Raw genomic sequence first — 15,112 nt, 5'->3', positions numbered from 1 at the left:
TGCACTGTTCGCGGCGGTGCGGCGGGCGGCTGATGGTGCGGGCCGGTATCCGTTCCTGCTCATGCGCGACCGGGACTTCCGTACCTTGACCCGCGAGGGCTCGGTCGAGGACCTGCTCACCCGGGCTGGTGTGCTGTTGCCGGGGTTGCGGCGGGAGGCGCTGGTGCATCGGGCGATGGCGTTGGAGGCGCTGGAGGCTCTGCCGGCATGGCCTGGTGGCTCGTCGGTGTGGGTGGCGATGACCGCGCCTGGTCCGGTGCCGGACGAGGGGGCGCTGCTGGAGGGGTTCGACACGCTGGTGCTGCCGCAGCTGTCGGCGGGCACGACGCACGAGCGGGTGGCGCTGGGTGATCTGCTGGGCTTCGAGTCCGAGCCGACTGCAGATGTGCATCGGGTGCTGGCCGAGGTGGTGTCCCCGCCTGACGGGGATGTGTCGCGGTTCTCGCCTGTCCGGGATGTGTCGTTGTTCTCGCCGGATCCGGTTCGGGGTGAGGCGCGGTACGCGGACGCGGTCACGTTGCGGGTGGTGGATCGTGAGGTGCGCGCGGACGCCGCGGGACCCTACGAGTATGTGCGGGTGACCGACCAGGCTGTGGAGGTCGACGCGTCCGAACAGCCCGAAGGCCAGGACTGGAACGCGGCTGCTGACGGCGCTGCTCCGCGCTCCGTCCCCGCATCCGACGCTCGGCTGGTCCACCGGCGGTTCCTTGATGAGCCCGCGGACAGCGACGTCGAGGGCAAGAACCGCTCGGCCCTCGCACAGGAAATCGCGGCGGCCGTCCGGGACGGACTCGCGCACGACGACCTGGTCTTCCCCGAACTCCTCATGGGGGATCAGGTCTTTAGCGCACTTGTGGCCGAGGCCCGCGCCATCGACAGTGGCCCCGACCGGGAAGCGTGGCTGGCCGATGCCGGCGAGGTGCTCCTGGAGCGGGCCGCCGCCCTCGTGGAGACGGTACGGGCCGGAATCGCCCGGTACTTCGAGTCCGAAACCCCTTCTCTGGACGACGCAGCCGTCTACGGCTCCCCCCGCTGGGACGAGCTCACCGATGAGTACGAGAACGCCGTCGCCGAGCTGCTTGCCCAGGACCCGAAGGTGCTGGCGCAGGCTCGTGCCGCGGTGGCGCGGCTCTACGCCTACCTGTCCGGGCAGCACCAGCCAGCCGAAGCCCGCCAGGCCTTCTTCGCTCCGGCCCTGGCAGGCGACCAGGTGGAAGCCGCGATGGACCGGCTGCTTCACAGCGGCTCCGACGCGACGCTGCACGAACTGATGACCGCGTTCGCCAACGCGGCCTACGCCAACCCCACCGACACTCACACGCTGAGTCGGCTCTGGCGGGAGCAGGAGAAGGGCACAGGTAGGCCGCAGCGCGTCAGCCGGTTCTTCACCGCCTCGCGGGACGCGGTGCACCGACTGTGGGAGAGGTCCACAAGACGGGCGACGCACGTCACCAGGTCGACCAACCCGGGTCCATACCCTGGCGGATCCGAGGCGAGGCGCCCGGATGAGGGATACGAACTCACCCCGGTGATGCGCACTCGAGGGCTGCGGCGTGGGCAGAGTACGGCAGCCTCCGCAGAATGGCTGATGCGAGTCCACCAGTGGCTGCATGTGCCGGACAGCGACTCCGTGGGCTTCCGCGAGGCGCTGATGGCCACGAGTGGGCACTCGCTCGCCGAAATCCTCGAGGCGTCGCATCGTGCCGGGGTCCGTGCCGACGCCGATCCGGATGTGTCCACGGCCAACGGGGCTGAGCTGTACCGCTGGGCGGGCACGGTGCTGGCATCAGCGAGCCGTATCGTCGAAACGAAGGGGACGTACGGGACAGACTCGGGGCTGCGGCCGCCGCACCTGCGGATGTACGCCGAGTTGCTCGGGCAGCAGGGGGGCGGCCCTGCGGGAGCCACACGCGCGGTCGCGTCGGGTCAGACGCTGTACGGACAGGCGCTGCGGCTCGCCGGCGGCGGCGAGAGTGCCGACCGGCTGCTCGAGGAGTCGTCGCTGCACCGCGCGGTGGTATCCGATGCCCTGGATGCCCTTCCGGAGGTGGGCGGCCCCGTGTGGTGGGCGGCCGTGGAGCCGGGACGCCCGGGAGCGGAGCGTCCCGGAGGGCCCGCCGTGTCGGTTCCACCGTTCCACGGAGCGACCACTCGGCAGGCCGAGGCCGTGGAGAGTGCCTTCGAACTGGCCCGCGCCGGTGCCGGACTCGCCGAAGGAGAGCCGCGCTACCCCGTGGTGTACCTGGTGGAGCAGTCCACCAGTCGGGACATGTCTCGCTTCGTCGCGGAGGGCATGGTGCGCTACTCCGCGCCAACCGAGTTCCGGGTGGACTCGTGGACGCGGGCGACCGACGCCGAGGGCCAGCCGTACGTCCTCGCGAAGGTGAGGGAGGTGTCGGTAGCCGAGAGGCGTCCCGTCTCGGCTTGGGCCCGCGACGACGTCAGCGCTCGAGCGGTGACCCAGAATGGCCGCCGGATCGGCGAGTTCACCCACACCACGCCGGCTCTGGCTCCGGCCATGGCACGGCGGGGACAGACCAGTCGCTGGCGGCTTCCCTCCTACCTGGAGAAGCTGAAAGCTGCCGGTACGGCACACCTGGTCAGCCCTATCGGCACCGATTGGATCGCCGAACAGATCCGCGCCCTCACCGGCAACGGGTCGCCCGACGAGATCGTGGACGAGGTCGTCGCCAGTCCCGAAGCGTTTCTCGGCCACGGCAAGCCGTACCAGATCAAGGGGGGCGACGGCTGGTACGACGTCGCGGTCTGGATGACCCGCGACCCCCAGGAGCGGCGACCACTGATCACCGCCACGGACGACCCCGAGCACGTCGGTTCCGGCAGCATCGTCTCCCGCAAGAGCGGCGCGTCCAGCGGGTTCGGGTCGAGCTACACCGGCGGCGTCGGGCTGCGAGGCAGGGGAGCGTTCCTGGTCCCGACGCCCCATCCGCTCATACTCGCCGGCGCCTCGGTCGGCGTCGAGTTTCCTCTGCGCCAGTGGAGCGTGAAGACGGGCGGGGCGCTGGGCGTCGAGGAAGGCCGGGTGGTGATCAGCGGGCGCGGTCTGGTCACGGTGCCGCGCCAGGTTCTCTGGCACCTGCGGGTACAGAAGGGCGGGGTCGCGGGCGGGCGGACGCTCCAGGGCCAGGGTTCTGTCGTGGCGCGGATCCCCGTCGATGAACTCGTACCTGACGGTGTGAAGGCACGGCCGCCGCGGATGACACCGATCGACGCCCGTACGGCGGAAGGACTGAAGCGCGCCCGGTCAATGGTGCCGCTGTCAGCCGACACGGGGAGATCGTTCGAGGGAACCGGGGGCCTCTTCGGCGCAATCAAGAAGCAGGTGCACCCTTCCGTCATCAGTCCTGGGGCGCCGGGCCGTGCGGTGGCGTTCGCAGCGGTCTCCTCGGATGCCTTCGCCCGGGCTCTGCCCCGCACCCTGGCGGGCTGGGTCCTCTCGGAAGACCTGACGAGTGAGCACGTAGGGATCAGCGGCGGGTACCGGTCCAGGGCCACGATCACCGCCCTGGCACCGATCCCCAGGCTGGGCAGCGGCCCGGGCGCGGCGACCGGAACCGCCCCCGCCCCCGCCGAGCGCGCCCCGTGGAACGGCCCGAATCCGGCTGCCACGGGTATGAGCCAGGAGTCGTCGATCGGCCACACGACGGAGATCACCAAGAAGGACGGCTGGGGCATCGCGGCCGGACCCGGCATAGGCATCGGCACGATGCTCGGCGGGCCGCGGGCTCGGTTCTTCATCACGCCCGCCGTGCAGTACAGCCGGAGCCGCTCAGTGGCTGTGGACGCTACGGCGGTGGCGGCCCAGGGCGGCGAGGTCGAGGGTAAGCAGGTCTTCTACGAGGCCCGCGTCCGCGTCGAAGTGAGCGGCACTGGGCCGCGGCCGCTCCTCAGCCGCGCCGCAGACCAGCCGACCGAGGCGGAGGTGAAGGTCTGGTTCTCCATGCGTGCGGAAGAGGCCGCCGAACTGGGCCTGCCGCTGCCCGACGGCATGCAGTCCCCCGGACCGCTGTTCCACCACCCCGGCTTCGACCGCGTCCTGCCGGCGGGGCCTCTGGGCAGCACTACGACGCTGACCGGACTGGACAGCTCCCAGCTCGTGGCGGGCCTCGAGCAGCTGTTCCGTGACAAGTCCGAACTGGACGGCTTCCTCCCCGGCTTCGATGGGTCTGACAGCCGGCCGACCTGGCGCGTGTTCAAGGCCGACGAAGTCCAGAAGCGACAGAACTACCGCGCGCTGACCACGACGCTGTCCACCACTAACTTGCAGGCTCGCAAGCGGAAGCTGCTGACCTCCGGCGTCCTCGTCCGCATGCGTCGTAAGCATCTGGACAGTACGGAAAACCTGGTCATCCGGGTCAAGGGTCGGCTACGCGATCCCCTCGACTACCGCGGTGACACCGAGGACTGGGGCGCGCTGTACGGGTCGGTACTGAGCACCGGAGTCGACGGCGTGGCGTCGAGCCAATTCGGGGTGGGCCTGCGGGGCCATGGCATGGCGAAACCGATTCCCGGACACCTGTACCTCGTCGCTGTCGGTGACATCGGCGCCTACAGTCAGCGTTCGTCCACGAGAAACCTGAAGGCCTACCGCGCCGTCGGCACCCTGCTCGACGGCCAAGCACCGATCAGCGCCTTCGAGTCGACCCTCGACTTCGACATCGAAATCACCTCTGTCCGGCGGCCGAGGCAGTGGCGGCGTTCGGTCGCCCCCGGTGCCCCGGGCCGCCACACCCCAGAGGTCGTCACACTCCTGAGGACCGACAGTTCGAATGAGGAGGACACATCATTCGAACCAGTGCCCGTCCTCTTTACCGCTCCCACCTCGCTGACGATCCGGCCGACCCGCAACGGACTACCGCCGGCAGCTGAACCTGCGGTCCCGATCGCCGTCCCCCCGGCGCTCGGCATCGCCGACATGTACGACCAGAGCTGGGCGCGACAGCCCGAGGAAACGGAGCTCACCGACTGGCTGCTGCTCGAGGACGCCGGAGTGGACAAGGCCTTGATCGAACTGGCCCAGGAGCTGCTGGCCAAGGCCGCCGGCGGCGACCGAGCGCTCGGGGTCCAAGGCCTGGACCCGGGAATGCTGGTCGAGGAAGCGCTGAGCCCGGAGGCGTTCGCGAGCGGCTTCCCGACCGGCACGCAGCACGTCTGGGTGGTGGACGGTCTGCGCTTCGACCGGCGGCTTGGCGGCCTCAAGGGAGCTCTCGGGGTCCGGTTCCACGCCGTCCGGCCCACCGTGGTGCACGTGACGGACGGGGAGAAGAAAACGCCCCCGATCGACCGGACCGACAGCGGCGGACACAAGGCGTCCATCACGCGCGGCGGCGGTCTCTCCCTATCATTCGGGGGATTCTTTCTCGGTGCCGGCGCCGCGTCGCCGCTGTGGCAGCTCGGTGGCATGGGGCTGGGCCTGGCGCGCGGCTGGTCGCGGTCGACGTCGTACGGCATCGAAGGCAGCATCGGACGGGCGGCTGCCTCCGCGCCCGGAGAGCGGATGGTGCTGGTCAAGGCAGACCGAGATGTGCTGGTGGTGGCCGAGACCAAGTTCCGCGGTGGCGCGCCCACGGTCGCCAGCGGTGGGCGCAGGGTCCCCCGCGCCGTCTCGGCATGGCTGAGTGAATCCCAGGTGCGTGCGCTTGGCCTCGGCCGGGAACTGGACGCGTACCTGAGCCGATCGACCGAGAACGCCGGCAGCGCCAAGACTCTCCCCCCGCCGCCGCTCAAGGACCCTGCGGTCCTTCTGCAGCTGCCGGACACCGGCTCGCTGGGCCTCGGCCAGATGGAGCACATACCGGACTTCAACAGGCTGCTTCCCGACCTGCGTGCCGGACTGACGGCCCTGCGCGGTGAGGACTACGCCGAGGAGCTGCTGCCGTGGCAGCTGGTCGACGACCGCTACCGCAACACACGGCGCCTCATGACCCTGCTCACCGAGGTGGGAGGCTCGTCGCTGGTTGGCGGCGCGACGGACGGCGGTACGGCCGTCACGCTCTACGAGCGGAACGGAGCGCCGGCCTACGTCGTCCGGTTCTCCGTGACCCGGGGCGCGGGCGAGTTCGACAGCCGAGCGGCCGACCGCCGGAAGTTGGAGTACACCACCAAGGCGATCTACGAGGAGAAACAGGCCAAGAGCCGCGTGGCTGCCAAGGAGCGCGCCCTAGTCGTGCTGCCCGTCATCAAGCTCAGCGATGAGAAGGAACACGACTCCGGCGGCCTCGCTCCGATGATTGTGCCCAGCGCGGGGAGCGAGCGGTCGGTGGCGCGGGAGCAGAGCCGGAAGTACCAGGCCAGTGTCCGCACGGCATCCTCGCCCGACGCCCTAGCGGTCAACATGAAATTCCCCGTGACGGCGAGGCTGGAGCTCCACGAGGCCGGCCGCCCCGCGGACGCCGCACCGGACGCTGTCGTACCGCTCGAAGCGCCGGGCCGCGGCGAGGACGACCGCTTCCTGTTGCACCGCATGCTGGAGGCGGACGTCATGGCGCTCGCCCGCCGACGGCCGAGCCGCGAAGTGACCGCACCGGCCTTGCTTCCGGCACTTCCTCAGGACCGCTCGCGTGCCCTCGAACAGTGGCGTGCGAAGGGCACGCCGCTGCCGCCGGAAGCCCAGGTCGAGAGCTTCCAGGGCACACCTGTCCTGAAGTCCGCCCTGCGGCAGCTGGCCCGCGGCCTCGGCGCGCCGCCGGAGCTGCACGCCGTCGGCACGGACGCGTCGAACATGCTGGAGGGGAACGTCTCACACGAGTGGCTGACGGCCGCGCTGCCGGGGCTCACCACCGGCGGACGGCTGCCCGACGTGTTCGTTTTCTCCTCGCTGCTGGACGGGCACCAGGACCTCGACGTTGAGCTGTACAGCCGGTTCACCGGCGGAGAGGTCCTCGGGCCGGGCGATCGGATGTCCTTCGAGATAACCGGCGACACGCAGGCGCGGCTCATCCAGCAGGGGCATGCTACGAGCACGTCCGACGGCGAGTCGGGCGGAGGGTCGCACTTCGGCGGGGGCTGGCTGCGCTTCCGGGAGGGGGACGTTCACGACCACAGGATCACTGGTGCGCCTAGCCACTCCTCGGGACTCGAGGAGGATGCTGGGAACATATCCGGCACCATTTCGCGCCCAAGGATCGTCGGCACCTCGGTACTGGTGCAGTTCGACGTAGACCTGCGGCTGGAGGCCGGACTGAACCGCCGCTTCGGCTCAAAGCGCGCCCTGGGCACCGTGGAGGCGTCGCTGCCGGTACCCGTCGTCATCCGCATGACTCTGTGGTCAGCTGCGCGCCTAGTGCAGGCCGGTGTGATCCAGGATCTGGATAACCGGCTGGGGCTGGTCCCAGACCCCCAGCTTGCGCCGGCCCCAGGCTGGGACACCCAGACACTCATCCACAGCATCCTCGACAAGAACGGCGAGAGCTTGGGCGAGGTGATGATCAGCCCGGCCGAATGGCAGCGCAGTGAGGGGACGCTGCGGCAGGCGGCCAAGGCGAGTCACTACGTCGAGTGGACCAGGACCGCGGACGGCCGCCGTACGCCGAGGCTGCTGCCGCTGCCATTGGAAGGACGGTCCCGCTTCTTCCTCGCCGGCGACGTCACGAGCGCGACGCCGCACCGTCCGAGCCTCGCCAAGCTCCGTGCCGGGACGGTCATCGTGCTGCTCGGCAACGGACCCACGGATCCCGGGGCGGGCCGCCTCGTCAGCACTTCCACCGGACTCACGGTCCTTCAGCCCCGCTGGGGCGCCACCGTCACCCCTCCGGACGGCGGCGACCGTGGATACCTCCACCTGCTGGAGGCGCCCGACGGCCAGCCGGGCAGCTGGTTGGTCCACCACCCCGGCGGCCGGACGGAGACCTACGCTGCCGCGCCCGTGTCCGACGAGGGCCGGGAGGCTCCGGCCTACCCGCCCGCGGAGCTGGTCAACAGCCCGGCGGCCGGGAGTGTCGGGCAGGCGGACCTGGCGCTTCGGACCCTGTCCGGCGAGGACGGGACGACGTTCGTCTGGACGGTGTTCACGGAGCGGGACTTCCAGCTGCGCGAAAAGGTCTACGGCCGTTTGAAGGAGGTCTCGGAGTACGAGCAGTGGAGCCTCGGTCCCGGTGGCGAGTCGGTGGCGGTGCGGGTGCCGATGCCTGCCGGAGGGAGCGGCACGGCGTTCTTCGCGATGCACGGCAAGGCGGCGGACGCGCTGGTCACAGCTCTGGCCGGGGATGGCGAGACAGCGTCGGAGTACGCCTGGGCGCGGGATCTGATGGACGGCGGACTGGTCGCAGCCGGCTTCCACACCCTGGTAATCGCGGCCTGCTCGCCCGGCGAGTCCGAGGACCGGGACGCCACGACGGCCTCCCTGCAGCGGCTCGCCGACCGGAGCGGCCTGACGATCATCAGGCCCGAGGCGCAGATCGCGATCGCCCCGCGCGGCAGCGAGGATATGACTGCGGATGTCCACCTCCTCGACGACGCGCAGGGCCGCCCGACGAGTTGGATTGTGGCGCGGCCGGGCCAACCGCCCACCCAGTCGGCGATCTCGCCCCTGACGCCTCCAGGCCCGGCCGGCGTCGATCCGCAAGCCACCGCCTGGTCGGTGACGGGCTGGCGGCCGACCGGCTCGGTCCAGAGCGTACGGTTCGCGTCGCTCTACACAGACCAGACATGGCGTCGCATGAGCGTCGAATACGAGATGAGCCTGGCGACGGCCTTGGCCCAGAATCCAGGCGCCGTCTCCGCCACGGTGCGGGCGCTGACGAGTCTCTACGGCTTCCTGGCTCGGCGTCATGGGACGCGGGCGGTGAACGAGGTCTTCTTCCCAGGGCGCAGGAGCGAGCAGGAGCCCGCACCGTCGGTGCACGAGTTCATAGCGACGGATCCCGGACTGCCCGCCTTGATGGATGCCTTCGCATACGCGGTGTACTCTGACGCGCCCGCCACGCTGGCGCAGACCGTCCCAGGCCTGATCGCCCGGCCGGTCTGGATGCCTTGGGGTGCGCACGGCGGGCCGTACCGGTTCGCGCACGACGGGCGCGGGTTCCGCCACACAGGTGGCACACGAGGTCCCGCCCTGGCGCTGATGCAGTCGTACCGGATGCTAGGAGCGGACACCGCTGAACTGCTCCAGTTCCGCAGGGCGGTCCTGGCGTGGGCGCTGGGGTCGGGCGTCCAGTCCCTCCACGAGGTTCTGCGTGACGCGCAGGCTGCCGAAGTGGGTGTGGACGACGAGGCCCTGACCACCGCGCTGTCCATGGACGCATCACGCCTGCACCGATGGGCCGCCTCCCAGTTCGGTACGAAGGGGGAGCTGCCGCACCACCGTCTCTATGCCACCCGGTACCGGTTCACCGCCCGGGACGGCTCTGTCGTACCCGACGGCGTGGAGAGGGAACTGGCCGCAGCCCTGTCCGGAGCCAAGCCTCGGGAGGGCTCCCTCGGCCGGCACGAGTTCGCGTTCAAGTGGCTGGAGCGGCACGGCGAAAGCGGGCGGCAGGCGATGCGCTCTCTGCAGCGCGCCCATCTGGCGGCGATCTACCGCTACACGTACCACGACTGGAAGCTGTTTAGTACCTACACCCAGGCCGGGCGCCTCGGCGACCGGGCCGCCAGCTGGGTGATGAAGGCCAGAATCCGTAGCCTGGCGCGAGAGTTCGCCCGCGATGGAGCTTTCGCCATACCGGAACTGCTGCTGGAAGACGCCGGGTTCCGGACCCTGGGCAGGGACCTGGACGAGCTCACGAGGGCGCCCAGCGACGACCTCAGGGCACGAGTGGACGGTGGTCTGCGGGGGGTCACCGAACGCATCCGCGTGCAGCTTCCCGTGCACATCGACATGGCGGCCGAGGCTCTCGAGCTGCTGCCGCCGTCCAATGCCGAAGTCTGGTGGGGGGCCTGGACGGCAGGTGGCCCCGAAGGAGGGAGGGACAGCGGCCCGCTGCTGACTGCGACGGTCAAGTTCGAGCCGTGGTTCCGCGGCACCACGCTCTACGAAAGCGTGGCAACCGAATTCCTGGAGTACTACCGCGTTTACGGCCGACCCGAGCTGGGGCACGTCCCACGTTCCACCGCGCCAAATATCGCCCCGTTCTCCTCCGTGCCGCAGGAGAACGAGGTGCTGTACTCGCCTACTGCGTTCCGCATCATCAAGCGGGAGGTAGCGGACCTCGGAACGGACCGGGAATACGACCGCTACACCGTGGTCGAGATGCCGCCCAGGCCGTCCCAGGCCTTGCACAACACCTTCGGCGTCTCGGATCTCTTCAAGTCCGTCCGCCCCGCACAGTCGCGGCGCCATCTCGCCATCCGGCACCTCGTGGAGAGCGGAATCCGACTGCCACCGCCGGTGGCCCAATCCGTGCGGGACGGCCACGAGTCGGTCGCCGGAGACTGGGTCGTCCGATACGCCGGAAGGGACCTGTCCGTGCGGGAGGTGCCGGGATTGGGCCAACGCATGACCGAGGCGGTCGTGCATGGTCTGGTCTACTCCGCGCCTGAGTTGCTCACCACGGACACTGGCCGCGAACTGGGCGTGAACTCCGGCCAGATGCTGGCCCAGAACACCGAGTCCGTGCTCCGCTGGGTCAGCGGCGCGGTGACCGACGCCGACATCCCTGAGGAAACGCGGCTGCTCGACCAGCGGCAGCGGGTGACCACGGACGAGCTGTCGGCCATCGGCATTCAGCTGAGCGTTCGCATCCGCACGCAGGCAGCCCTCCAGGGAGGAAAGATCACGGCCCAGGACGCCAACCTCACCCGGGCCGACCAGTTCCGGATCCTGCTGGGCCGCGAGGACATGCGGGACGGCCTCGTCAGCGAAATCGTCGCGGACCTGATGGGGCGCAGGCTCGGCTTCCGCGTCACCCTCGCGGAGCTGGACGACGCCTCATCCGTCCGCCACCTCGGTGGGGCCGCCGGCCCCAACCTCCTGCTGCTGTTGCATTACGGGCGCTACATGGTCGGCCTGGCACCGGCCGCCCCTAACCCGACCATGTCCATCGAGCTGGGTGGCCCGATCGAGGTGACGGCCGTCTCGACGCCTCCGCGGCCCTCGGAGCCGCGCACGGATGTCCGCAGGGAAGAGACGCCCGCCCGGGATAAAGCGGCCGACCTGTCACCGGCGGAGCGCTTCGCCCCCCCCGGCACAGCAGAGCTGGGGGCAGTACTCGGCCGACGCGAGGTGTACACCGACGGCACGGCCAAGCCCAAGCGCCTGGTCACCGACTACACGCTGCAGTCGTCCTTCACGGGACTGCAGGATGCGCCGGACTCCGCAAAGCTGCCCGATGCCCCGTTCTCGTATCGCTCGACCAGCCGTATCGTCCCGGCAGCGGACCCCGAGACGGCGCCGTTCCCCATCTTCAAGGCGGCGCGGCCGGTGGAGTCGGACGACCACCCCGCACTGGAAGTCTCCGGCGACGGAAACCTGGCCCTCGCCGCCCAGTCTGGGCCGAACAGGGAGTTCTTCGCCACCGAAGCCGTCGTCTCCGAGTCCCAGAAGCACATCGACCTGGCCGGTGGCAAGGTGACGCTGATCCTGGACACCTCAACGTACGTGGAGTTCGAGCACGACGGTCGGACGAAGCGACTGTACAAAGTCACGCCCGATATCAGGGGCGAGCTGGGTGCCGCGAGCCGCGACCTCTCTGAAAAGGTTCTGGGCGGGCGGCACGACTACCTTTTGCTGCACGACACCCGGCCTCTCAGGGAGGGCGGCACCGGAGCCACCGAGACCGCCCTCGCCAGCTTCAGCTACGACATGGAAATCTCCGGGCCCGCCTACCTTGCCCAGGGGCTCGCGGAGGCCTTCAACGCGCCCGAGGACCAGCCGGACACCGCACTCGGCGTGGAGTGGGGACACGACCTTCTGGGCCAGGTCTGGAACTCGATGGAGGAGGACTGGCCGGTGGTAGGGAGGGAGTACGGGCAGGCCCAGTTCCGAGCCAAGCACAACCCGGAGGCCGCCGAGCGCTGGCGGGAGCTGAACATGAGGATCGGCGTCAACCAAATGGCGATCGCACAACGGCCCGGAGAGGCCTACATCATCCAGGCGCTGCCGCACAGCGTCGACGACTCCCGGTGCTACAACCAGGACTACGCCCACGGTACGGCCGAGGACATGCCCGCATTCCAGAAGACCGCCGGCTACCACCTCGCACCAGTCGTGGCGGGCAACGAGAACCACCACATCGCGCTGCAGATGTTCACCTCCCGCCTGGCCTTCAAACAGGACATGCGCGACGCCATCGAGGCCAACCTCGCCCATTACGGAGACTCCATCCAGGACGTGGTCGAGCGGCTGGAGAAGGCGGCCGGGCCGAGTGGCCACGTCAAGAAGACCAAGCGCTACTACCTGGCCGAGGCGCTCCAAAAAGTCCACACCATCCGCCAGGAGATCGCGGCGCTGAATGCGGACCCGTCATCGGTCCCCGACTCCACCGCGGGCAGGGAGGCGTTGGTGAAACAGGAGTCGGTGGCCATGAGAACCGCCAGCCGCTTTATGAGCTTGCTGTCGGCGGACACCTATGGAGACCGGAACGAGGACTGGTTCCTCACCATGCACGGGCGTAGCCCTGGTGAGAGCTTTTACGATATGTGGGCCGGCACCGATGAATCGGTCTTCAGCAACCCGCTGGTCGCCCTGGTCAGGGGTGGTCACGTCGACAACGTCCAACAGTTCCAGGCAGGCTTCGTCGCCGAGATGCCGCAGGGCATGAAGGACGTCCACCGGAACCGGCTGAACAAACTCACCGACGGGCTCGCCAAGGTTGGACTGTGGCGTGTCAGTCAAGGCATGCGACCGCCGCAGATCCATTTCACCGCCCAGATTCACGAGGACGAAGACCTACAGGTCGCCGCCGAACGGGTCGAGTCCACACTGAACTTCTTCCAGCAGGCGCTTGCCACGAGCCTCACCTCACGGCAGGACAGGGACCCCCTGCCAGGCGACGCCACCCTCGGCACACACCACTTCGAACTGGTGCAGAACTTCGAGCTGCGTTCCGACCGCGAGGTCTGGCAGGGCAGCACCGACGGCTCACTGGATACGCAATATGAATTTCACATCACGACGGAGAGGTCCTTCGACGGAACTCTCTCCCTCACCATCGGGCAGCTGGTCGAGTTGGCCAAGGACATCCGTCTGCACAGGGCCCCGCACTCCCTGTTCCGCCCGCGCGAGGACAAGCCCGTCAGCCCCCGGGAGGCTCTTCGTACGAAGGAGCTCATCCACTTCGTGCGCGAGGCCATACAGGACAACGGGATTCCGGAGAAGCGCCGCCTGATCGTTGGCCGGCAACTGAGCAACATTCTGCGGAAGGAGTTCGGTCACACCGGACCGCTACGGGTGGAGCACCTGGATCACCTGATCCGCAGGGTGTTCCGCCTGCCCTCGGACGCCCTGGTGAGTGACGGGCACCGGTTGGAGCTCTTCGAACTGGCCGAGTCGGCCAAACTCAAGCATGTCGCACTCAGTTCCATGCAATTGCGCCTGGCGCGCCTTGCAGCGACAAGCGTGACCACACAGCACCAGACCGTCCCGGAGTCGTCGATCGTCGCCACCGTTGCTCCCACCCCCTCCGACCACCCTGTGCAGGGCCCGAACGAGCCAGTTCCCGGGATCGACGCTCTGAACATCTCGCCAATCGACTACACAACCTCCCAATGGCTGGCGGGCGAGACAGCCCTTCGGCCTGTGGCTCACCGCAATCTGTCCGAGGGAAGCGTCCCCTCGTACAAGCCCGAGATAGTCCAGGTGCCGGCGGAAGTGATGTCGCAGGTCGAGTTCATGTCGGTGTCAGAGGGCTACACGGAGCGGGTGCTGGGCATCCCCAGAATGAACCAGGCGAAATTCCAGCGGATGGCCGACGAACGCAACGTCGTCCTCGAGGTCCGGCCCACCAACCCGGACTCCGTGCCCCATCTGTACGCCGGGGCGCTGCCCAAACCCATGGACATCAAGGCGAAGACGATCGGTGAGGAGGACCTCTGGCTCGGCGCCCGGGCCGAGGACCGGGGCTTGGTCGGCTTCTTCCTGCCGGGTCCGCTGGTGCGAACCGAGGAGATGGACGCGGTTCCAGGGCTCTTCGAACGCGTTCAGGCGCGCCATCGGCAGCGGACTGCCGAGTACCACGATCAGCTTCCGAATATGCGGCAACTGGAGGAGACCGGGCGCTTCTGGGTCGTCGACGGAGTCGTCTGGGGCCTCAACGAGCAGGGCGAGGAGAAGCCGGTCGCAGGCGACCACGATGTGTTGGACATCCACGACCCAGACGGTTTCCGGCTCACCGATGAGGAGTACGCCGCGATCGAGAGCGACATGGTCGAGCGGGCCATGGGCGTGATGCACGGTGCGCATATGTTCTGGAAGCCGCAGACCGATTCCGAACAGACGGTGTTCGCGGAGATCGCCAGCTCCCATGGGCCGGAAGGGACGCCACTGATCAGGTTCGTGCCGGGCCTGAGCCGGCCGATTCTGAGCTACACCCAGCTTGAGGAGCATAGCCTGGGGGGACGCCCCAACCTCGGTCCCTGGGCCGGTGACCCACGACGCCACCATCCCGGCGCGGTGAGACCCGACGTAGCGCTGTATGTGACGGGGGACGAGGATGATCCGAAGCTGGACCATGGCAGCGGCTTCCAGGTCGAGACCCCGTCGGACTATCAGCACCGGATGTTCCATCGGCTTTCCGGCATGGACGAGTCCGCCGCTTTGATGGACGGCATGTTCCCCGACGAGTCGGCCTTCGACGATGCCGCATACCGGTTCGAAGCGGACCGTGACGGCGCCGGGCCGATCGTCTATCCCGTTTCTCAGCGGCAGACCTTCGCCGATCTCGCGTTGTTCTATGAGGGGTACGAGGGGAATCCCTTCGGGTCCTCCGACGTCGAGGAGGACGAGGGGAATTTCTTCGAGTTCGACGTCGAGGGGTACGAGGGGAATCCCTTCGGGTCCTCCGACGTCGAGGAGGACGAGGATCCCTCCGAGTCCGACGTCGAGGAGGACGAGGGGAATTTCTTCGAGTTCGACGTCGAGGGGTACGAGGGGAATCCCTTCGGGTCCTCCGACGTCGAGGAGGACGAGGATCCCTCCGAGTCCGACGTCGAAGACTAA

The 15,112-nt window shown here is 68.8% G+C and carries 1 protein-coding gene (cut by a window edge); it reads left to right on the top strand.

Annotation, left to right across the window (positions count from 1 at the left end):
* On the top strand, nucleotides 1-15,112 hold the 3' portion of the coding sequence (locus tag QFZ82_RS01905) for a helix-turn-helix domain-containing protein (protein ID WP_307711441.1). The gene continues 12,641 nt to the left of window position 1, outside the view; only the last 15,112 of its 27,753 coding nucleotides appear in the window; the start codon falls outside the window, past its left edge; it ends in the stop codon at nucleotides 15,110-15,112.

Origin of the sequence: Streptomyces sp. V4I23, assembly GCF_030817975.1 — a bacterium.
Lineage (GTDB): Bacteria > Actinomycetota > Actinomycetes > Streptomycetales > Streptomycetaceae > Streptomyces.
Note: the sequence above shows the minus strand (reverse complement) of the source record. Positions and strands in the feature narration are given on the sequence as shown.